The organism is Micromonospora sp. NPDC051296, assembly GCF_040682255.1.
GTDB classification, from domain to species: domain Bacteria; phylum Actinomycetota; class Actinomycetes; order Mycobacteriales; family Micromonosporaceae; genus Micromonospora; species Micromonospora craterilacus.
Genome location: NZ_JBFBAO010000079.1, coordinates 1 through 21624, shown reverse-complemented (window position 1 = coordinate 21624; position 21624 = coordinate 1). Strand labels below are relative to the sequence as shown.

General features: G+C 73.4%; 18 protein-coding genes. 7 read left to right on the top strand and 11 right to left on the bottom strand.

Annotated elements, in window-relative coordinates; genetic code table 11:
- Window positions 1-49 precede the first annotated feature (49 nt).
- A complete protein-coding gene (locus AB0M52_RS11715) occupies window positions 50-1084 on the top strand; it encodes a LacI family DNA-binding transcriptional regulator (RefSeq protein ID WP_363952182.1) in 1035 nt (344 codons plus the stop codon).
- Window positions 1085-1140: 56 nt separating this feature from the next.
- Window positions 1141-2799 carry a glycoside hydrolase family 13 protein gene (locus AB0M52_RS11710; protein ID WP_363952180.1) on the top strand — a complete coding sequence of 553 codons (1659 nt, stop codon included), beginning with the start codon at window positions 1141-1143 and terminating at the stop codon, window positions 2797-2799.
- A 146-nt stretch (window positions 2800-2945) separates the two neighbouring features.
- Here the strand turns inward: AB0M52_RS11710 and AB0M52_RS11705 are convergent, their stop codons facing one another.
- From AB0M52_RS11705 to xylA, 3 genes are read right to left on the bottom strand one after another with little or no spacing between them, the layout of a single operon-like run.
- Window positions 2946-4370: an MFS transporter gene (locus AB0M52_RS11705; RefSeq protein WP_363952179.1), complete on the bottom strand. Its 1425-nt coding sequence runs from the start codon at window positions 4368-4370 to the stop codon at window positions 2946-2948.
- Between the two features lie 45 nt (window positions 4371-4415).
- Window positions 4416-5873 (bottom strand): xylulokinase, encoded by a 1458-nt coding sequence (gene xylB, locus AB0M52_RS11700; RefSeq protein WP_363952178.1) that lies wholly within the window; start codon window positions 5871-5873, stop codon window positions 4416-4418.
- 10 nt (window positions 5874-5883) lie between these two features.
- A complete protein-coding gene (gene xylA / locus AB0M52_RS11695; RefSeq protein WP_363952175.1) occupies window positions 5884-7071 on the bottom strand; it encodes a xylose isomerase in 1188 nt (395 codons plus the stop codon).
- A gap of 48 nt (window positions 7072-7119) precedes the next feature.
- Here xylA and AB0M52_RS11690 point away from each other — a divergent pair, with 48 nt between their 5' ends.
- A complete protein-coding gene (locus AB0M52_RS11690) occupies window positions 7120-8379 on the top strand; it encodes an ROK family transcriptional regulator (RefSeq protein ID WP_363952172.1) in 1260 nt (419 codons plus the stop codon).
- A gap of 4 nt (window positions 8380-8383) precedes the next feature.
- On the opposite strand, the gene AB0M52_RS11685 is transcribed toward AB0M52_RS11690, so the two are convergent.
- A complete protein-coding gene (locus AB0M52_RS11685) occupies window positions 8384-8947 on the bottom strand; it encodes a MarR family transcriptional regulator (RefSeq protein WP_363952169.1) in 564 nt (187 codons plus the stop codon).
- A 92-nt stretch (window positions 8948-9039) separates the two neighbouring features.
- Between AB0M52_RS11685 and AB0M52_RS11680 the strand changes: the two genes are divergently transcribed.
- Window positions 9040-10167, top strand: coding sequence for a PP2C family protein-serine/threonine phosphatase (locus AB0M52_RS11680; RefSeq protein WP_363952166.1), 1128 nt, complete (start codon window positions 9040-9042; stop codon window positions 10165-10167).
- A 10-nt stretch (window positions 10168-10177) separates the two neighbouring features.
- Here AB0M52_RS11680 and AB0M52_RS11675 read toward each other — a convergent pair whose 3' ends face one another.
- The 7 genes from AB0M52_RS11675 to AB0M52_RS11645 all read right to left on the bottom strand — a co-directional run bounded on the left by AB0M52_RS11675 (window position 10178) and on the right by AB0M52_RS11645 (window position 19050).
- Window positions 10178-11662: a sugar transferase gene (locus AB0M52_RS11675; protein WP_363952162.1), complete on the bottom strand. Its 1485-nt coding sequence runs from the start codon at window positions 11660-11662 to the stop codon at window positions 10178-10180.
- Window positions 11663-11871: 209 nt separating this feature from the next.
- Window positions 11872-13635 (bottom strand): VWA domain-containing protein, encoded by a 1764-nt coding sequence (locus AB0M52_RS11670; RefSeq protein ID WP_363952160.1) that lies wholly within the window; start codon window positions 13633-13635, stop codon window positions 11872-11874.
- A gap of 145 nt (window positions 13636-13780) precedes the next feature.
- Entirely contained in the window at window positions 13781-14818 is a 1038-nt protein-coding gene (locus tag AB0M52_RS11665) for a lactonase family protein (protein WP_363952157.1), read from the bottom strand.
- Window positions 14819-14936: 118 nt separating this feature from the next.
- Window positions 14937-15539 (bottom strand): ATP/GTP-binding protein, encoded by a 603-nt coding sequence (locus AB0M52_RS11660; RefSeq protein WP_363952154.1) that lies wholly within the window; start codon window positions 15537-15539, stop codon window positions 14937-14939.
- Entirely contained in the window at window positions 15520-15909 is a 390-nt protein-coding gene (locus AB0M52_RS11655) for a DUF742 domain-containing protein (protein ID WP_363952152.1), read from the bottom strand. The genes AB0M52_RS11660 and AB0M52_RS11655 overlap by 20 nt, the downstream gene beginning before the upstream one ends.
- A complete protein-coding gene (locus AB0M52_RS11650) occupies window positions 15899-16318 on the bottom strand; it encodes a roadblock/LC7 domain-containing protein (RefSeq protein WP_363952150.1) in 420 nt (139 codons plus the stop codon). The genes AB0M52_RS11655 and AB0M52_RS11650 overlap by 11 nt, the downstream gene beginning before the upstream one ends.
- A complete protein-coding gene (locus AB0M52_RS11645) occupies window positions 16318-19050 on the bottom strand; it encodes a nitrate- and nitrite sensing domain-containing protein (RefSeq protein ID WP_363952147.1) in 2733 nt (910 codons plus the stop codon). The genes AB0M52_RS11650 and AB0M52_RS11645 overlap by 1 nt, the downstream gene beginning before the upstream one ends.
- Before the next feature lie 379 nt (window positions 19051-19429).
- Here AB0M52_RS11645 and AB0M52_RS11640 point away from each other — a divergent pair, with 379 nt between their 5' ends.
- The 3 genes from AB0M52_RS11640 to AB0M52_RS11630 all read left to right on the top strand — a co-directional run bounded on the left by AB0M52_RS11640 (window position 19430) and on the right by AB0M52_RS11630 (window position 21424).
- On the top strand, window positions 19430-20023 hold the full coding sequence (locus AB0M52_RS11640; RefSeq protein ID WP_363952144.1) for a hypothetical protein: 594 nt from the start codon (window positions 19430-19432) through the stop codon (window positions 20021-20023).
- A 10-nt stretch (window positions 20024-20033) separates the two neighbouring features.
- Window positions 20034-20870, top strand: a complete 837-nt coding sequence (locus AB0M52_RS11635) for a hypothetical protein (protein WP_363952142.1) — start codon at window positions 20034-20036, stop codon at window positions 20868-20870.
- Window positions 20871-21040: 170 nt separating this feature from the next.
- Entirely contained in the window at window positions 21041-21424 is a 384-nt protein-coding gene (locus tag AB0M52_RS11630; RefSeq protein ID WP_363952140.1) for a hypothetical protein, read from the top strand.
- Window positions 21425-21624: the final 200 nt, after the last annotated feature.

The window sequence follows — 21624 nt, the reverse complement described above, 5'->3', positions numbered from 1 at the left end:
GCCGCCGGCCACCGGCGGCGGCACGACGCGGGACGTGAGCGGGGTTACCGTGACTAAGATCGACGACGTCGCCCGGCTGGCCGGAGTTTCCACGGCCACCGTCTCCCGGGCACTACGCGGGCTGCCGACGGTGTCGGCGGCCACTCGCCGACGGGTGCTGGCCGCCGCCGAGCAGTTGCAGTACGTCATCTCGCCGAGCGCGTCCCGGCTCGCCGGCGGCCGGACCGGCACCGTGGCGGTGGTGGTCCCCCGGATCACCCGATGGTTCTTCGGGGTCGTCGTGGAGGCGGTCGAGGACTTCTTCCACCACGCGGGCTACGACCTGTTGCTGCACAACCTCGGCGGGCGGGAGCAGAACCGGCAGCGGTTGCTGCGCGCCGCCAACCTGCACAAGCGGGTGGACGCGATCATGCTCGTCGCCACCCCGCTGCGGGCCGCGGACCTGACCACCCTGGCCGCGCTGGACCTGCCCGGCGTGACCATCAGCTCCGGCACGACCGTGCCCGGCTGGCCCTGCGTACGCATCGACGACGTGGCCGCCGCGAAGACCGCCACCCGGCATCTGCTGGATCTCGGTCACCGACGGATCGCGCACATCTCCGGCGACCCCGACGACGAACTCGCCTTCACCGCGCACCTGGACCGGCGCCGGGGGTACCAGGCAGCGCTGCACGACGCCGGGCTGCGCCCCGACCCGAGTCTCGACGTGGAGTCGCAGTTCGACATCGCCGGCGGCACCCGGGCCACCGAGGAACTGCTGCGCCGGGGTGACCCGCCCACGGCCATCTTCGCCGCCTGCGACGAGATGGCGATGGGTGCGCTGACCGCGCTGCGCGACGCCGGCCTGCGGGTCCCGCAGGACGTCAGTGTGATCGGCATCGACGACCACGCGCTCTCCGGGGTGCTCGGGCTGAGCACCATCGCCCAGCCGGCGGCGGAGCAGGGCCGGCTGGCCGCCAAGATGCTGCTCGACCCGCTCGGCGCCCGGACCGGCGAGCCCGGCATGATCGCACCGGGTTCACCGGTGATCCTGCCCACTCGGCTGGTCGTACGGGAATCGACCGCACCCCCGCGGGCACACTGAACGACATTCGCCACCGTCGCCCGCCGGCCCGCACGGCTCGACCATGGGAGTACGCCCTGAACGACAACGCGACGCACCAGTCCCCGCCCGCCGACCCGGCCACCGGCTGGTGGACCGAGGCGGTGATCTACCAGATCTACCCGCGCTCGTTCGCCGACTCCGGCGGCGACGGCATCGGCGACCTGCCGGGGATCACCGCCCGCCTCGACCACCTGGCCGAGCTGGGTGTCGACGCGATCTGGCTCTCCCCGTTCTATCCGTCGCCCCAGGCCGACGCCGGGTACGACGTGGCCGACTACCGGGACGTCGAGCCGCTGTTCGGTACGCTCGCCGACGCCGACCAGCTCATCGCGCAGGCCCGCGCCCGCGGGCTGCGGGTGATCGTCGACCTGGTGCCCAACCACACCTCCTCCGCCCACCGGTGGTTCGAGGCCGCCCTGGCCACCGGGCCGGGCAGCGCGGAGCGGCAGCGCTACGTCTTCCGCGACGGCCGGGGGCCGGACGGCACCGAGCCGCCCAACGACTGGCAGAGCGTCTTCGGTGGGCCGGCCTGGACCCGGGTCGCCGACGGGCAGTGGTACCTGCACCTGTTCGACTCCGGCCAGCCCGACCTGAACTGGGACCACCCCGAAGTGCGGGCCGAGTTCCTGGACGTGCTGCGGTTCTGGCTGGATCGTGCGGTGGACGGGTTCCGGGTCGACGTGGCACACGGCCTGGTCAAGCAGGCCGACCTGGCCGATTGGCAGGAGCCGCAGGAGATCCTGTCCGGGCCGGAGACGGACAAGCCCCGCCCACCGATGTGGGACCAGGACGGCGTACACGAGATCTACCGGGACTGGCGGCGGCTGCTGGACAGCTACTCCGGTGAGCGGATCCTGGTGGCCGAGGCGTGGGTGGAGCCGGCCGAGCGGCTGGCCCGCTACGTGCGCCCGGACGAGATGCACCAGGCGTTCAACTTCGAATACCTGCTCGCCTCGTGGACGGCCCCGGCCCAGTACGCGGTGATCACCCGGTCGCTGGAGGCCACCGATGCGGTCGGCGCCCCCACCACCTGGGTGCTGTCCAACCACGACGTGGTGCGGCACGCCTCCCGGCTCGGCCTGCCGGTCGGCACCGCCCGCCCCAACGGCATCGGGATCGGCGACGAGCAGCCGGACGCCGCGACCGGCCTGCGCCGGGCCCGGGCGGCCACCCTGTTGATGCTCGCCCTGCCCGGCTCGGCGTACCTCTACCAGGGTGAGGAACTGGGGCTGCCGGAGCACACCACCATGCCGGACGAGGCCCGCCAGGACCCGACCTGGGCGCGCAGCGGGCACACCCAGCGGGGCCGGGACGGCTGCCGGGTGCCGATCCCGTGGGAGGCCGACGCGCCCTCGTACGGCTTCGGGCCGACCGACGCCAGCTGGCTGCCGCAGCCGCCGGTCTGGGCCGAGTACGCGCTGGACCGCCAGCGCGGGGTGCCCGGCTCGACGTACGAGATGTACCGGGCGGCGCTGCGGCTACGCCGTACGCACGGGCTGGGCCGGGGCACGCTGGAGTGGCTGTCCTCCGGCGACGAGGTGCTGGCCTTCCGCAACGGCGGGTTGGTCGTGCTGACCAACTTCGGCACCGCCGCCGTCCCGGCGCCAAGCGGCGAGCTGGTGCACAGCAGTGCTCCGCTGACCGACGACGGCGCCGTGCCCACCGACGTAACCGTCTGGGTTCGCGCCGGCTGAGGTGTAAGGAAGGGCCCCCTATTAACGCCTCAGGTAGAGGAAGGGCCCCTTGTTAACACCGCGCGGCGAAGCTCAGGCCGGACCCGGCGGTTCTTTGTTAATAAGGGGCCCCTGCTCTACACCAGACGTTAATAAGGGGCCCTTCCTTACAGGCGCTCGGCGCGGGTGTGCAGCAGGTCCCGCACGTCGGCGATGTCCTTGGGTGAGGTGCGGGCGGCCAGCCAGTACATGACGCCGGTGGGGATGAAGAAGAGCTGGAAGGCGGCCAGCCCGACCGCGTAGTTCAGCGGCGGCGGGAAGGCCGCCCGCAGGCCGTGGAAGGCCACCCCGACCAGACCGTTGCCGGCCGCCCGACCCACCCCGTTGACCAGGTTGCCCATGCTGTAGACCGTGCCCCGGTGCTCGGGCGGGTTCGTGTCGGCGATCAGCGCGAACCAGTTCGGCGAGTTCGCCGAGGTCAGTGCCAACGCGAGCAGCGCGGTGAGCAGGCTCAGCCCGACCGTCGGCTCGGTTACCACGCTGCCCAGCACCGCCCGCACCACCGCGCCGGTACCGGCGCCGTCGGGCACGTTGATGCGCATCGGCACGAAGAACAACACCAGGTAGAACGGGACCGCAGCGAGGATGCCGACCGCGGCGACCATGGCCCGCCCGGAGGGCGTACGCCGTTGCAGCGCGTCGCCGATCAGGCCACCGACGATGGAGAGCACCCCACCGAGCTGGAACAGGGTGGCGAAGACGCTGCCCACCACGATCGCGGTCGCCGACGAGTACCCCTGGTCCCGCGCCCGCTCCTCGAACAGCGCCGGCAGCCAGACCAGCGAGCCGAACGCGGCCTGCGCGGTGAGACCCTGCAGGATGAGCCAGCGGTTGGTCCGTCGGCCCAGGATGGTGGGCAGGTCGGTCCGGCTGATCCGGTAGTCGTACTCCGCGCCGCTGGCCAGGGCACCAGCCAGTTCCGGCTCGCTCTGGCCTCGCCGGATGTCGTACGTGAACAGGTACGCCGCCGTGGCGACCAGGCCGGCGACGGTGAGCACCAGGAACGGCCGGCGCCAGTCGACGGCGCCGAGGAGCCCGCCGACCAGCGTGCCGGCCAGCGTGCCGATGCCCTGGGACAGCCCCCAGAAGCTCATCACCAGGCCCCGCCGACGGGGCGAGATCAGGTCGGTGACGACCGAGAAGCCGACCGACCCGACCGCGCCGAGCCCCACCGCGGCGACCAACTGCGCGACCAGGAACGTGGGATAGTTGGCGGCCAGCCCGCTGCCGCCCGTCCCGGCCGCCCAGATCAGCGTGCCGATCATGAGCAGCGGCTTGCGGTTGGTGCGGTCGCCGAAGTATGCCCAGCCGACCGCCGCCACCGCGCTGACCAGGAAGCTGGCCGCGGTGACCAGGCCGAGCAGGCGTCGTGACACCTCGAAGGAATCCGCGATCGCGCCGTACAGCGGGGGCACCAGACCGATCGCCACGTTGTCCAGCGAGGCGAGCAGCACGAAGACCACGACGCTGTAGAACCGGTGCGTCCCGCCCCCACCCCACACCCGCGCGGGCCGGCGCCTGCTCAAGGTCATGTCGGCAGCCAACCAGGACCAGATAACGGACCGATCACCGGGGCATCAACGGTCCAGGTGGCGTTCCCGGGCCTGCGCGTAGCGCTCCCGGATGGCGGGGACCGGTTCGGCGGCGTACTCCTCGGTGCCGGACGGCGACCACGACGGCGGTGCGGAGCCGCCCAGCGCCAGCCAGGCGGCCTGGCGGGCGGCACCGTCGGCGACGTACTCGCCGGGCGGCGGGACGACCACCGGGCAGCCGAAGACCTGCGCCGCGATCCGGCGTACGGCCAGGGAGCGGGCGCCGCCGCCGACCAGGATGACCCGCCGTACGGCCGCGCCCTGGGCGGCCAGCGCGTCGAGCCCGTCGGCGAGCGCGCAGAGCATCCCCTCCACGGCCGCCCGGGCCAGGTGCGCCGGGGTCGAGGTACGCAGCGTCAGCCCGTGCACCGCGCCCGTGGCGTGCGGACGGTTCGGGGTGCGCTCGCCTTCCAGGTAGGGAACCATGACCAGCCCGTCCGCGCCGGCCGGCGCGGTCAGCGCCAGCTCGGCCAACTCGTCCAGCCCCACCCGCAGCATCGCGGCCGCCGCGTCCAGCACCCGGGCCGCGTTGAGCGTGCAGACCAGCGGCAGGAACCGGCCGGTGGCGTCCGCGAAGCCGGCGACGATGCCGGTCGAGTCGGCGGCCGGCGCGTCGGCGACGCTGAACACGGTGCCGGAGGTGCCGATCGAGACCACCACGTCGCCGGGGCCGGCGCCCACGCCGAGCCCGGCGGCGGCATTGTCCCCGGCGCCCGGCCCGAGCGGTACGCCGGCCGACCCGCCCGACCGGAGCGGCCCACCGCCCGACCCGAACGGCGCAGCGCCGGACAGCTGTCCGGCGGCCTCGGCGGCGCCGAGCACCGTCGGCACCCGCACCACCCGGCCGAGCGCCCGCTCCAGCAGGTCGAGGCGGTACTCGCCGGTGGCCGGGGACCAGTAGCCGGTGCCGCTGGCGTCGCTGCGGTCGGTATGCAGCGCCGCCAGGCCGGGCGCGCCGGCCAGCCGCCAGGTCAGCCAGTCGTGCGGCAGGCAGACCGCGGCCACCCGGTCGGCGTTCGCCGGCTCGTGCCGGGCCAGCCAGCGCAGCTTCGTCACGGTGAAGCTGGCCACCGGCACGAGGCCCACCGCGTCGGCCCAGAACCGGCGCCCGGCCGGCCCGCCCCCGGCCTCCTCGACCAGCTCGGTCGCGGCCTCGGCGGACCGGGTGTCGTTCCACAGCAGCGCCGGCCGGACCACGTCCCCCGCCTCGTCCAGGCAGACCATGCCGTGCTGCTGGCCGGCGACGGAGACCGCGGCGACGTCGGCCAGCCCGCCCGCGGCGTCGACCGCCGCCACCAGGGCGGACCACCAGGCCGCGGGGTCGACCTCGGTGCCGTCCGGGTGCGGCGCCCGGCCCTGCCGGACCAGGACGCCGGTCTCCGCGTCCCGGACGACCACCTTGCAGGACTGGGTGGAGGAGTCCACCCCGGCGACGAGCGGCATGCCGACCGCCTCAGCGTGCGCCGAGCACGTGCTCGACGGCCAGCTGGTTCAGCCGGATGAAGCCGAAGCCCCGGGCGGCGACCGCATCGGCGTCGAACTCCTCGAACGCGGCGGTGTCGGCGAGCAGCCCGGCGTAGCCCTCACCGTCGCCCAGGGTCGGCACGCCCAGCTCGGTGACCTTGCTCGCGGCCAGCGCCTCGGCCACCTCCGGGTCGGCCCGGAACGCCGCGACCCGCTCCTTGAGCAGCAGGTACGTGCGCATGTTCGCCGCCGCCGAGGCCCAGACCCCGTCGACGTCCTCGGTGCGGGAGGGCTTGTAGTCGAAATGGCGCGGGCCGTCGTAACCCGGGCCGCCGTTCGGGCCACCGTGCTCCAGCAGGTCGACCAGGGCGAACGCGTTGAGCAGGTCGCCGTGGCCGAAGACCAGATCCTGGTCGTACTTGACGCCGCGCTGGCCGTTGAGGTCGATGTGGAACAGCTTGCCCTGCCAGAGCGCCTGGGCGATGCCGTGGGCGAAGTTCAGCCCCGCCATCTGCTCGTGGCCGACCTCCGGGTTCAGCCCGACCCGGTCGGGGTGGGCGAGGGTGGAGATGAACCCCAGGGCGTGCCCGACGGTGGGCAGCAGGATGTCGCCGCGCGGCTCGTTGGGCTTCGGTTCCAGGGCGAAGCGCAGGTCGTAGCCGCGGTCGATGACGTACTGGCAGAGCACATCGACGGCCTCGCGGTAGCGATCCAGTGCGGCCTGGACGTCCTTGGCCACGTCGTACTCGCCGCCCTCCCGGCCGCCCCACATGACGAAGGTGCGGGCGCCCAGCTCGGCGGCGAGGTCGACGTTGCGCAGCACCTTGCGCAGCGCGAACCGCCGCACCTCGCGGTCGTTGCTGGTGAAGCCGCCGTCCTTGAAGACGGGGTGCTGGAAGAGGTCGGTGGTGACCATCGGTACCACCAGACCGGTCTCGTCGAGCGCCTTGCGGAACCGGGCGATCTGGGCGTCGCGGGTGGCGGCGTCCGCGCCGAACGGGATGAGGTCGTCGTCGTGGAAGGTGACGCCGTACGCGCCCAGCTCGGCGAGCCGGTGCACCGACTCCACCGGGTCCAGCGGCGCGCGGGTGGCGTGGCCGAACGGGTCTCGGCCCTGCCAGCCGACCGTCCAGAGCCCGAAGGAGAACTTGTCGGCGGGGGTGGGACGGGATGCCATGGCAGACCTCCGGTGGTGTCGCCGCTATTTGTTCAGTGGTTGAATTAAATGACCGCGGTGTGGCAGTGTCAAGAGGTGAACCAAACCGCAGCTCCGGCCGGCGCCGCGCGGCAGGGCAGCCTGCGCGAGCTGAACCTCGCCCTCGTACTCGGCCGGATCGCCGCGGCGGACCGCCCGCCGTCCCGGGCCGCGCTGGCCGCCGAGACCGGGCTGACCCGGGCCACCGTCTCGGCCGTGGTGGAGGACCTCGTCGCCGGCCGGCTGGTCACCGAGGCAGCGCCGACACCCCGCGCCGGTGCCGGCCGGCCGGCCCGCGGCCTGGTGCTCGCCGGAGACGGTCCGGCCGGGCTCGGTCTGGAGATCAACGTCGACTACCTGGCCGCCTGCGTGGTCGATCTCGCCGGCGAGGTCCGGCACCACACGGTGCACCGGGCCGACCTGCGGCCGGTCGCCCCGGGCGACGCGCTCGGCCGGCTGGCCCGGCTCGCCGCCCGCGCCCGCGCCGACGCCGAGGCGCAGGGCCTCACCCTGGCCGGTGCCGCGCTCGGGGTGCCCGGGCTGGTGGACGACGCCGGCCAGGTCCGCCTCGCGCCGAACCTGGGCTGGCGCGACGTGCCGGTGCCGGAGCTGCTGGCCGGCCATCCGCCGCTGACCGAGACCGTCGACGGCGTGCCGGCACTGGTGGTGGACAACGAGGCCAACCTCGCCGCCCTCGGCGAGTTGCACGCCGGCGGCGGGCCGGGCAGCTTTCTGCACATCTCCGGTGAGGTCGGCATCGGCGCCGGGATCGTGCTCGACGGGGCCCTGTTCCGGGGCACCCGCGGCTGGAGCGGCGAGATCGGCCACATCCCGGTCCGCCCGGACGGACCGCCCTGCCGGTGCGGCGGCCGCGGCTGCCTGGAGCGCTACGCCGGGCAGGAGGCGATCCTCTCGGCGGCCGGCCTGGTCGGGGCCGAGCTGCCGGCCGACACCGCGCCGACCCGGCTGGCCGAGCTCGCCGAGGCCGGCGATCCCGCCGTGCTGCACGCCCTGCACGAGGCCGGGACGGCGATCGGGGTCACCGTGGCCAGCGTGGTCAACCTGCTGGACCTCGACACCGTGGTGCTCGGCGGTGGCTACGCCCCGCTCTTCCCCTGGCTCCGGCCGCCGATGCTCGCCGAGATCGAGCGCCGGGTGCTCACGGCGGCCTGGTCACCGGTGACCGTCCGCCCGGCCGCTCTCGGTGCCACGGCCGCCGCCGTGGGTGCGGCCGGTTCGGTGGTACGCCGGATCATCGCGCGCCCAGCCGGCTGGCTGGCCCGCCTCTAGCTAGCTAGGCCGTCCGGCAGACGGAAGCCTCCCCCGCCGGCCAGCCACGCGGCGGGTCGGTGCCGCGGTCCATACCGTTGCGGCCCTCCGGTAGTTGCTCCGCGTGGGGCTGCTCCGGCTGCGGCACCAGCGGCGACACGGCCCGGACGACCCGCGCGCGGGCCGCCTCGTCGAACTCCCGCAGCCCGCGCAGCAGCGCCTGACGCCCGTCCGGGGTCATGTCGGCCAGGATCGCCGCCAGGTGCTGGCGGCGGTCCTCGCGCAGTTCGGCGAGGAGTCGGCGGGCCTCGGCGGTCAAATGCAGCGAGATCTCCCGCCGGTCCGCCCGCCCCGGCTCCCGCTCCAGCATCCCGGCGGCGACCAGCCGGTCGCAGAGCCGGCTGGCCGAGGAGAGCAGCATGTCCAGCCCGGCGGCCAGCCGGCGCAGGTTGATCCCGTCCTGCCGTTCGACGAGCATGACGGCGCGAAGCTGGGCGGTGGAGATCCGGTTGGCCGTTCGCTCCCGCGCACCGTCCCAGACGGTCAGCAGGGCGCCTGCCGCGGAATCCAGCTCGGCAGCCATACTCATCTCGGGTCCCGGTGGACCATGCAGTTCCGCCATGGTGGGCCTGAGCGTACTCCGATTCTGTCGGCGGATGGGCTTGTGATCAAGGAGAGAGCATGAGCGAACCGGTCGACCAGGCCCGCGCCGCTCTCACCGACGCCCCCGCGGACCTACTCGTGCGGCGGATCGCCGGGCTGCTCGACCAGGAGTACGGCATCACCGACACCGAACTTCTCCAGGTGGACTACCGGTTGGCAGCGCTGCTCCCGCTCACCGACGGGGAGGAGGTGACGACGCCTGGGCACCCCGCCTGGCGCTGCTTCGATCACCAGACCCCGGTGTACGCCGACGGCACCGGATACCTGCCGGTCAGCATGCGCGGCGAACGGCGCGGGGTGCTCCGGGTCTCGCCGGTCGCCGACCAGGGCCTGCTGGCCGGGCTGGCCGAGGTCGCCACCGCGCTGGCCCACGAGCTGACCGCGGTCGACCCCGGCACCGACGTGTACCGCACCGCCCGGCGCAGCCGGCGGCTCACCCTCGCCGCCGAGGTGCAGTGGGAACTGCTGCCCGGGCGTAGCCGGACCCGCCCCTCCTTCAGCCTGGCCGGCCAACTGGAACCGGCGTACGCGGTGCGCGGCGACAGCTTCGACTGGTCCGACGACGGCGAGCGGGTCTGGACCGCCACGATCAACGGCATGGGCGAGGGCGTCGCCGCGTCGATGCTCACCACCCTCGCCACCTGCGCGCTGCGCAACGCCCGCCGGGCCGGCATCTCGCTGGCCGACCAGGCCGCGCTGGCCGACCAGGCGATCTACGCCCTGCATCGGGGTGAGCAGTACCTCGCCACCCTGCTGCTCGAGATCGACCTGCGCAGCGGGCTGCTCACCGCCGTTGACGCGGGCTCACCCCGGCTGGTCCTGCTGCGCGACGGCGAGGTCAGCGTGCAGCCGCTGGAGGAGCAGTTCCCACTCGGCATGTTCGACGGGACGCTCTATCGCGAGCAGCACCTCCAGCTTCAGCGCGGCGACCGGCTGTTCATGCTCAGCGACGGGGTGGTCGAGGCGACCGGGCAGAACGTGCGGTACGGCGCGAGCGCGCTGGACCGGATGCTGCGCCGTACCGGGCCGATGTCCCCGCTGGACGCCGTCCGCTCCCTCCTCGGCGACCTGCGGGCGTTCGTCGCCAGCGACCTGACCGACGACGCCGTGGTGGTCTGCCTGGACTGGCTCGGCCCGCAGCCGTGAGGCGGCGGATTCAGTACGCGCCCCGACTGTTGACCACCGCACCGAGGGTCTTCCACAGGATCGTCAGGTCGGCCGTCAGCGACCAGTTCTCCACGTAGTAGAGGTCCAGCCGGATGCCGTCCTCCCAGCTCAGGTCCGACCGGCCGCTGACCTGCCAGAGCCCGGTGATCCCGGGTTTGACCAGTAGCCGGCGGGCCACGTCGCCGTCGTAGCGGGCGACCTCCGAGGGCAGCGGTGGTCGTGGACCGACCAGGCTCATCTGCCCCAGCAGCACGTTGACCAGTTGCGGAAGCTCGTCCAGCGACCACTTGCGCAGCAGCCGGCCGACGCGGGTCACCCGCGGGTCGTGACGCATCTTGAACATCAGGCCGTCGGTCTCGTTGCGGGCGGCCAGCTCCGCCAGCAGCACGTCCGCGTTGAGCACCATGGTGCGGAACTTGAAGACCCCGAACTCCCGGCCGCCCTGCCCGACCCGGGTCTGGCGGAACAGCACCGGGCCGCGGCTGTCCAGCTTGACGGCCAGCGCGATGACCGCCAGCAACGGCAGCAGCAGGGCCAGTGCCACCAGCGACACCGACCGGTCGACGAAGCCCTTGACCAGCTTGCGCACGCCGCGGAACTCCGGTGCCTCGACGTGGATCAGCGGCAGGCCGGCGACCGGACGGGTGTGGATGCGGGGACCCGCGACGTCGGTCAGCGCCGGGGCCAGCACCAGGTCGATGCCGGTGCCCTCCAGCTGCCAACCGAGCCGCCGCAGCCGGGTGGCGGTGAGTTCCCCGCAGGCGGTGACGGCGACCGTGTCCGCGCCGATCGCGGCGGCGGCCTCCGGGATGCCACGGAACGAGCCGACCACCGGCACGTCGTCGAGCCGCTGCGCCACCGGGGCCAGCAGGGCGTCCGGGATGCACGCGCCCACCACCTGATAGCCCGCGTAGGGTTCGCGGCGCAGGGTGTGCACCAGCTCCAGCACATGCGCGGTGTCGCCGACCACCAGCACCCGCCGCGACCAACCCGCGCCCCGCGACCGGGCCCGGTGCAGGCGCTTGCGCGCGGCGAACCGGGCCACCTCGAGACCGACCGTGCCGACGGCGAACGAGATCGCCAGGAAACCGCGGGAGACACCGACGTCGGCGACGTAGCCGGCGATCGCGGTGGCCCCGGCCAGTCGCAGGCCGGCCATGCTGACCCGCCGGTACTCGTCCGCGCCGTAGCCGATCACCCGGTCGTCGTAGCAGCGCAGGACCTTCAGCGAGATCAGCCAGGCCAGCACGAGCCCCGGGGCGACCAGGACGTACGGCACATGCGTGCCGCTTGGCGCGGCCTCGCCGAAGCGGGCCGCGTACCCGACGAGCACCGCCAGGGTCAGCACGGTGGCGTCGAGCACGACCAGGGCTCGGATGTAGCTCCGCTGGTCGGTGCGCAGCGACCCGGTCGACGAGGCGTCGTCCGGTCGCGATGACGATCTGGCGGGGGTCAACAGCGTCGCCGAGGTCACCAGCCCTCCCACTTGGCTCGCCGACGGCCCGGGCCCGGCCTGGATGGAGGCCGGGAGCTGCCGGGTGCACGACGACATCCTGCCCTGACAACTATGGCGGCCGATTACTTTGGACGTATTGCCGTCACTTCAGAAGGCAGAGTACGACCAGAAAGGGCCTGTGGCACCGGTTTCACCGGCATCACAGGCCCCCGTTCCTGTTCGACGGCTCAGGCGGGCGCCTTGCGCAGGGCGATCGCCCGGAGGAAGATGTCGCCGATGCCGGTCGGGTCCTCGGCGATGAAGGCATTGCCCCCGGCGCCCGTCGCGATGGATTCCAGCTCCGACTTGCTGACCTCGTTGCCGATGCCGATGATGATCACCTGGACCGGCTGGTCCGGGTCCCGGAGCTTCTTCAGCTCGGCGAGCAGATCCTTCTGCGAGATGCCGTTGGCGTCCTCGTTCTTGCCGTCGGTGAAGAGCACGATCGAGTTGACCTTGCCCGGCTCCCAGTTCTGCTGGACATCCCTGTAGGCGGCCAGCAACGTGTCGTACAGGCCGGTGTCGCCACTCGTCGAGCTGATCGAGTCCAGGCCGCGCAACAGGGCACCGCGCTGCCGGGACAGCGGACCGATGGGCACCACCTCGCGGTAGTCCCGCGAGCCCACCAGGTTGGTCGAGAACTCCCACAGACCGATCGACCACGAGTCGTCGAACAGGTTCAGGCCGCGCCGAGCCGCCTCCGCGGTGACCTGCTGCCGGGTCGCCCCGTCGGCGGTCGGGACGGGCTTCTTCATCGATCCGGAAACGTCGATGATGGCGAGCATCCGGCCGGAGAGGGTGGCGATGGACCAACTGGAGACGGCTCGTTCCACCGCGTCCGGGGCCAGCCCACCCGCGGCGATGCCGCCCTTCGCGGGGGGCGCGGCGGAGGCGTCACCGCTGGCCGGGCTCGGCGCGCCCTGCGGCGGGTTGAAGCCGTTGCCCCAGTTGCCGTCCGGCCCCCGCAGCGCCTGGGTGGCCAGCTTGTCCTTGAACGACGGGGTGGTGAGCACCTCGAACAGCACCCGCGCGGCGGCCGCCTTGGTCGGCTCGATGCCGGGCAGCACCGCGTACGGGTAGTCCAGGGGCAACGGCGCCGGCTTCAGATAGAGCGCCGCCAGCGGCACCGGCGGCTTCTTGGCGTTGTACTGGATGACGTCCTCTTCGGACAGTGCCGCCGCGCCGAGCGCGCTGGCCAGGGTGGTGTTGTCCGAGGCGGTCGGGAACTTGGCGAGCAGATCCTGGCGCAGCGCCGAGGCGCCCGAGGCCAGGGCGCGCAGCGCGCCGATGCGGTCCTGCTCGGCGGTGGCGCCGCCGGACGCCGCGGCGGCGGTCATCAGCGACAGCAGACCGGACAGGCCGGCGGCGTCCCGGGTCGGCTCGACGATGCCCGTCTTCAGCGGCCGGTCGCTGTTGACCCGGGCCAGCAGCTGGGTCCAGCCGAGTTCCTTCTGCGGCCAGCCCAACCGGGTGGCGATCGGCTCGGGCATGGCGACGACGACCGGGCTGCTCGCGATGGAGGCACCGTTACCCGGATCGAAGGCCGCCGCACCACCGGTCTGGAGCCGCAGCAACCAGGTCGAGGAGTCCGGGATCCAGACGTCCGGGCTGACCGCGGTGCCGCTCGCCTGACCAACCCCGGCCAGGCTGGCACCGTGCTTGGCCGCCACCACCGCGGCCACCTCGACCGCGTCGGAGGCCGCGACCGTCACGTCGATGCAGGTCCCGTCGACCGCCGCGCCTTTCGCCTCCCACTCGGTGGCCGCCTCGTCGACCGCCGGGGCGAGCTCGGTCGCTACCGCGACCGACAACTCGATCTTGCCCGAGCAGTCCTGGCCGGCGAGCTGGCGGTAGCCCACCCACCCACCAGCCGTGACGATGAGTACGCCGACCGCCGCTGCTGCGGCGGCGCCGTGAAAACCTGAACGCATGCGATGGCGGCCTGCTGACACGCAGACCATCTTGCGTACCCGACCGATGGACTGCCATGGCCGTTCGGTCGAAAGTTACAGAGGAGAAACAGTTTACCGCCATTTAGTAACGTTGAGTGATGAGTCAACGGCGCAATGTGGATGCATCAATGTCCAACGCCCACGATCAGGGCAGAACGCAGGTGGGGCTGGCAACCGGCAGCGGCTCCCCGACCGCCACCGGCACGCCGTTCTTCCGGTCGACCCGGAAGGTCCGCACCATGTCCGCCCGTTCGTCGGCGACGTAGAGGTGCGCCCCGACCAGCACGAAGTGCCGGGGCCACTCGCCACCGGTGTCCACCTCGTCGACCAGCTCCGGCGGCCCAGCACCGAGTGCGAAGACGGCCACCGTGCCTACCCCCCGGTTCGAGACGTAGAGGAAGCGCCCGTCCGCGCCGACGGCGATCTCCGACGGCTGGACGTGCCCGGCCCGGCCGCTGGCGTCGACCCGCCCCTGCTGGTGCAGGGCGCCGTCGTCGGTCAGGTCGTACACCAGGACGGAGCCGTCCAATTCGCCGGAGACGTAGCAGCGCCGCCCGTCCGGGTGCCGGGCCAGGTGCCGGGGACCGGCTCCCGACGCCGTACGCACCCGCGGTGCCCGGGGCACCAGCCGTCCGGACGCGCCGTCGAGGTCGTACCGGTAGATCGAGTCGGTGCCGAGGTCGACGGCGAGCAGCGGTTGCCGCCCGGTCCCCGGCGAGACCATGTGCGCGTGCGCCCGCTCCTGACGCTCCGGGTCGACCCCGTGCCCCTGGTGTGTCACCAGGTCGGTGCGCTCGCCCGGCGTCCCGTCCGGGTCGAGCGGGAAGACCGCCACGCTGCCGCTGCCGTAGTTCGCGACGAACAGATGGGTGCCGTCCGGTGCGACCGCCAGGTGGCACGGCTCCGCGCCGCCGGTCGGCCACGAGCCGATCGCGGCCAGGCCGCCGTCGGCGTCCACCCCCAACGCGCTGATCTCACCGGTGGGCAGTTCGTTGACCGCGTACAGCACGGGCCGGGTCGGATGACGGGCGAGGAAGGACGGCGACGCGGTGACCGCGACCGTGCCCAGCGCGGTCAGCGCGCCGCTCTCCGGATCGCGCCGGGCGGCGACGATCCCGGTGCCGCGCCCGCCACTGTGCGCGGTGTACCCGCCGATGTGAACGACCTGCTCTCGACCTGCCACCGGGTTCCGCCCTCCGCCGACCACTCCGCCGATCCCACCGGAAGCCTTCCCCCGACAACGTCGGGTTAGACCTCCAATCCTCGACGCGCCGCAGCGCGCGCCACCGGCCCGACGGCGGTCAGGCCGCCGGCACCGGCTCACCCCGCTGCCGGGCGACGTGCTCCACCAGGGAGATCAGCACCGTCTTACCGGACTGCCGGTCGCGGGCGTCGCAGAGCACCATCGGCACGTCGGGGTCGAGATCCAGGGCCCGTCGTACGGCCTCCAGACTGAACCGCCGGGAACCGTCGAAGCAGTTGACCCCGACCACGAACGGGATGCCCCGCTGCTCGAAGTAGTCGATCGACGGGAAGCAGTCGGCCAGCCGGCGGGTGTCGGCGAGCACCACCGCGCCGAGCGCCCCGAAGGCCAACTCGTCCCAGAGGAACCAGAACCGGTCCTGTCCCGGCGTGCCGAACAGGTACAGCTGCAGGTCGTCGTTGATGGTGATCCGCCCGAAGTCCATCGCCACCGTGGTGGTCGACTTGGTCTCCACGCCGGAGACGTCGTCGGTGTCGACGCCGGCCCCGGTCAGGATCTCCTCGGTCTGTAACGGCCGGACCTCACTCAACGCGCTCACCAGCGTCGTCTTGCCGGCGCCGAAGCCGCCGGCGATGAGGATCTTCAGCGCGATCGGGACCCGGTGGCCCCGCCGCTCGCCGTCATAACGCACGGAGTCCATGCACCACCGCCTTGAGGATGTCGTTGTCGGGCAGGTACGTGGCACGCGGCGGCTGGTGTACGGCGACCAGTCCCCGGGACAGCAGATCACCAAGTAGTACCCGGACCACGCCGACGGCGAGATCCAGGTCGGCGGCGAGTTCCACGACCGGGGTTCCCTGGCCGGCCAGTTCCACCAGCAGCCGGTGCTCCGGGTGCAGTTCCGGGTAGGCGGCAAGGTCCGGGTCCGGCGTGGCCAGCACGTACGCCACCAGGTCGAACCCGTCCACGCTGGGCCGGACCCGGCCACCGGTCAGGGTGTACGGCCGCACCACCGGCCCGGCCTCGCCGTCGAGCCACTCATGCTCGTGCCCGGGTAAGTCAGTCCGCATCGGCGGCACCCACCGACGCCCGGGTCGGCACCCCGAGATTCTCGCCCACCCGGGTCACCAGCATCGCCATCTCGTACGCCACCAGGCCGATGTCCGCGTCCGCGTCGCTGGCCACCGCCAGGCACGCGCCGTGCCCCGCCGCGGTCACGAAAAGGTACGCGGACTCCATCTCCACCACGGTCTGCCGGACCGGCCCGCCGGTGAGGTGCCGGCTGGCGCCCCGGGCCAGGCTGGACAGGCCGGACGCCAGGGCGCAGAGGTGCTCGGCGTCGGCCCGGTCCATCCCGGCGGAGGAGCCCAGCAGGAGCCCGTCCGCCGAGAGCACCACGGCCCGCCGGGCGGTCGGCACCCGCTCCACCAGATCGTCGAGCAACCAGTCGAGATCGGCGCTCTGCCTCGTCGATTGCATCAGGCGTCCCTCTCAGTCGCGGTCGGGGATTTCACAGTCACCGGCCCGGCCGGATCGGCGGCCCGGCCCTGGTCAGCCGTCCCGCCCTGACCGGCGGTCCCGCCCTGACCGGCGGGGGCGGACGCGGTTCGGCCGGCAGCGTCCACGAGGGCCGGGTCGGCGGCCGACGCGCCGTCGCTGCTCCGCCCAGCGGTACCCGCCGGCACCGGCCCGGGCCGGGAGGCGGCGTCCGCGCGGGCGACGGCGGCCAACCGGCCTCGCGCGGTGCCGGCCTGTAGCGCCGACATGACCCGGCGGGCCTCCTCCGGGCTGCGCGGTGACGGATCGCCGAGCGGCTCGACCGGCCCACGGGGTACCACCACCGGCTGCCGGACGGTCGGACCGTCGAGCGCCGCTGCCTGCCGGGACCGGGCGATCACCGCCGGCAGCCGGACCGTCGGCGAGTCCACCGCGCCTCGATCGCGATCAGCCGCGGTCGGTACCGCCCGCCCCGCCGGACCTGCACCGGCCGGCGACCCGGCGGCGGATGCTCCGGCCGCAGCGACCGGGCCGCGCCGGCGGATCCGGCGGGGCAGGCCGTCGGCCTCCTCGGCCGGGCCGACCGTCGAGCCACGGGCCGGACCGCCCTGGCGCATGGCAGGAACCGGCTCGCCGGTCTGAGGTGTCCCGGCCCCGTCGGACGGGGTCGGTTCCGCACGCTTCGCCGATCGGGAACGCGGCCGGGGGACAGTGGTCAATCGCGTCGCCCGGGCCAGCCGCCGTTGCTCCGGACTGGCGGCCTGGTCGTCGGCCACCGGCGCGTCCGGCTCGGGCAGCGGCGAGGGCTCAGCGGTGATCAGCTCGGTGGGGATCAGCACCACTGCGGTCAGGCCGGTCCCCTCCGACGGCCGCAGCCGCACCTGTACGCCGTGCCGGCCGGCCAGCCGCGCCACCACGAACAGTCCGAGTCGGGCCGTCTCGGCCGGGTCGAACTCCGGGGACCTACTCAGCTTGCGGTTGGCCTCCTCGAGGGCGGCCTCGCTCATGCCGAGACCCTGATCGGAGACCGACAGCGCGTACCCGTGCGCGACGTGCTCGCCCGAGACCTCCACCCGCGACTCCGGCGGCGAGAACGCGGTGGCGTTCTCCATCAGCTCGGCGAGCAGGTGGATGACGTCGCCCACCACCCGACCGACCGTACCGGCGGGCTGCACGGTGGTGATCTCGATCCGGTCGTACGCCTCGACCTCGGAGATCGCCCCCCGAATCAGGTCCACCATGGCGACCGGGTTGCGCCAGCCGCGCCCCGGGGCGGCACCGGCGAGGATGACCAGGTCCTCCGCGTGCCGGCGCAGCCGGGTGGCGAGGTGGTCGACCCGGAACAGCTCGGCGAGGTGGTCCGGGTCCTCCGCGTCGCGTTCCAACCCGTCGAGCAGGGCGAGCTGCCGGTGCACCAGACCCTGGCTGCGCCGCGCGATGTTCAGGAAGACCTCGTTGAGGCCACGGCGCAGGCTGACCTCGACCATAGCGGCCCGGATGGCGACCTTCTGCACCTCGGTGAACGCCTGCGCGACCTGGCCGATCTCGTCGGCGCCCCGGTCGGCCACCGGCGTCTCCCGGGCGATGTCCACCTGCTCGCCCCGGCGCAACTGGTCCACCACCTCCGGCAGCCGCTGTTCGGCCTGCTTCAGCGTGCTGTGCACCAGAGTGAGCCGCCGCGCGAGGGACCGGCCGACCCGGACCGCCACCACCAGGGAGAGCACGACGGCGATCAGCCCGAGCAACCCGGCGCCGGCCAGCCGGGCCAGGGTGCGTACCGCCATCGGCACCGACCGGTCGGCCAGACCGTCGGCCTGGGTCAGCTCGAAGTCCCGCAGCGACTGCTGCACCGTGTGGTAGCTGTCCTGCCACGCCTGCGGGTCGACCGTGAGCCGGGCCGAAGGGGCGGCAGCGACCAGTTCGTCCTGCATCGCCCGCAGCCGACCGAACGCCTCCTGCTCGGTCAACCGCTGGTACTCGGCTCGGTCCGGCTCGGGCAGTTCGGCCACCGCGGCGTCGGCCAGGAACCGCTGGTTGCCAACGGCCTGTACGAGCAGTGCGTGCTCTCCCTCGGCGAACCCCCCGCCGGTCAGCGCACCGGCCAGTAGCGCGTCGGTCTGCCCCAGCAGCTCCCGGGAGCGACCGAGGTCCGTCAGGGCCAGTGCCTCCCGGTTGAGATCATGATCCGGCAGGTTCGCCATGGCGGCGAAGGTCTGGAAGGCGGCAGAGATCATGCCGCTGTAGAGGCCGATCGCACCGGCCCGGTCGAGGTCCCGGCGGTCGATGAAGCCGCGCCCGGCCGGCAACGCGTCCAGCTCGCTGACCAGGCGGTCCAGCCGGGCATCGAGCAGGTCCCCGGCGGCGTCGCGCAGCTTGTCCCCCGCGATACGGCGGCGCAGCTCGATCACCGCCGAGTCGGTCCGGGCCCGCTGCTCGACCAGCGCCGGCAGCACACAGTCGGCCGACGGTTGGTCGCACGCCGACCGGGGCGAGGCGAGGTGCACCACCGAGAGCCGCCGCTCCCGCTGTAGCTCGGCCACCACCGTCTCGCCCGGTCTGCCCAGGTCGTAGAGGAGGGTCCGGGCGGCGAGCAGGTCGAGCGCCGGTCCGAAGGTGAGGGTGGTCGCGAATATCCACAGTGCCAGTAGCGCGGTCACCGGCACGACGACCAACGCGGTCAGCTTGGAGCGGATCGGCCAGTCGCGGGTGTTCAATCGGACCTCGCCCGGAAGGGTGGCTGGAAGGGCTCCCCGGCGCGGCCGGGCAGCGCCGTCGCCGGGGCGCACCCCGGTTGCCCCGCCGGGACGCCGGCTCGGGCGCCTTGGGCAGGATACGTAATCCGGGCCGCCTGCACTACCGTCCGTCGAGCCTACCGGCACAGTAACGAACGGTCGGATGACCGACGCCGGCCGGAATCCGACGAGGCGCACCAGTGCGGCCGGAGGCAGATTTCGGATCGGCTCGGGTTTGCCACCGGGGTCGCGCGGTATTGAGCCCTGATGCTCGCCGCGGCCAAATCGGGCGAGGAAAGTGCTCCGGAACGGGATTGGCGATCAGTGGACGGAGGGAATACCTGCAGGCGAAGGAGGAGCCATGTCGCCCACGCAGATAGTCGTCACCGTCCTCGTCATCCTGGTGGTCGCCGCCCTCGCCGCGGCCGTCCTGGTGGCTGGCCGCCGCCGGACGCTCCGGCAGCGCTTCGGCCCCGAGTACGACCGCGTCGTCGCCGAGCAGGACAGCCGCAGCGCGGCCGAGCGGGAACTGCGGGACCGGGAACGCCGGCACGCCGAACTCCAACTGGTCCCACTCGACCCCGACTCCCGCGCGCGGTACGCCGAGGCATGGGAGGAACTCCAGGTACGTTTCGTCGACTCCCCCGCCGAGACCGTCGGCCAAGCCGACGAACTGGTCACCCGGCTCATCGCCGAACGCGGATACCCGACCGGTGACTTCTCCGACCAGATCGCCCATCTGTCCGTCGAGCACGCTCGCACGTTGAGCCACTACCGGGACGCCCACGAGATCCACCTGCGCAACTCCCGGGGCGAGGCCAGCACCGAGGACCTCCGCCAGGCCGTCGTCCATTACCGCGCTCTCTTCGCCGATCTGCTCGGCGAAGAGCCGGTCGCGGCCCGGACGCCGGAGCAGCGCCATCCCGACGCCGCCCACGACGCCACGAACCGCTGAGGAGACCACCATGCGGCAGGAAGAGCAGCAACTCAACAACGACGCCCCGGAGGCCGTCCGGTCCGCCCCGGTGACGGTGCCGCCCACCGCCGACGACCGCGACGTGACGGACGACCTCGACGAGCCGACGAACCGCGACGTGACGGACGACCTCGACGAGCCGACGGACCGCGACCGGTCGGAGACCGACGCGGACCGCCCGGGTGACGACGCCGAGCGGACCGACTTCCACCAGCCGGGTCCCGTACCGACCACCTTCGGCGCCACCACCGTCGGCGGCGCGGTGGCGGCATCCGCGCTGGCCAGCGCGCGCCCGGAAGACGAGCCCGACCCCCGCGAGGAACGCACCGCCCGGCCGGGCGACGGCGCGGTCGACGGTGCGCGCGAGGGGTGGCGCGCGGATCCCACCGCCGAGTTCGATCGGACCGACCGCGACCTCGCGGACGACAACGCTGGCGGTACCGGGGTGGTGGCGGCCGGCGGGACGGGGTACGGCAGCGCCACGCCGACCATGGTCGACCCGGACGCGCAGCCCACCGACGACGTCGCTCCCGCCGCCGCGGAGGCCGTGCCGGTCGGGGCGGCGACCCTGTTCGACGAGCCGACGGCCCAGCGGTTCCGGGACCGCTGGCGCGATGTCCAGCTGCGCTTCGTGGACGACCCCCGGGCGGCGGCCGGTGAGGCGCAGTCCCTGGTCGACGAGGCCATGCAGGCCCTGTCCGCGGCGCTGACGGAGCACAAGAGCAAGCTCGGCGGCTGGCAGGAGGCGGGCTCGACCGACACCGAGCAGCTGCGGGTGGCCGTACGCGAGTACCGCGACTTCCTCGACCGGGTGCTCGGTCGCTGACCGTCGACGAAGGCGGGCGCCCGGTCCGGGCGCCCGCCTTCGTCGTACCGGCACACGCGGCTTCCCGATCTGGCGGCGGCGCTGTCCCGCTCCCGCCAGGCATGGCGACCGGCCAGGCGGGTACCTGGCAGGGGGCCAGGGTATCGGCGGTGGACAGGAGGGCGGCAACGATGACGGATCGGGACCGGGAACGACCGCTGGAGGAGCGCCCCGAGGTGGCCGCGGCGGTGGACGACGAGACCGCCGTCCCCCAGCTGATGACCGGGGGCGGGGCCGACCGGGACACTCCGGCCTTCGCCGAACCGGACGAGCGGGCCGATCGTGGCCGGCCCACCGACGACATCCTCGCCGACCCGTACGCCGCCGGCACCGGGGCGACGGGGACCGGCACCGGCGCCGGCGGGGACAACATCCGCACCGGCGCCGAGCAGCCCTGGGAGCCGGAGGACCTGGTGATGGCGCGGGGCCAGGACCTCACCCCCGAGAACATCGAGCGGGCCCGGCGCGAGCTGAACGAACTCGGCCGGGCAGCGATCGAGAAGACCGTGCCCTGACCGGCGCCGCTGACCCCCGTCCTCGGCGACCACCCCAGCCCACGACCGGAGTGGAGCGTCCGGCGTACGGGGCGGCCAGCAGGTGCTGCGGGCCGCGCGGCGAGAGGGGCCCCTCCGCCCACCGTCGCAATCGACGGCGACCAGCGGGAACGACACGGTCCGACCACTGCGCCGGCCCACCACCTCCAACGTCACCCAGT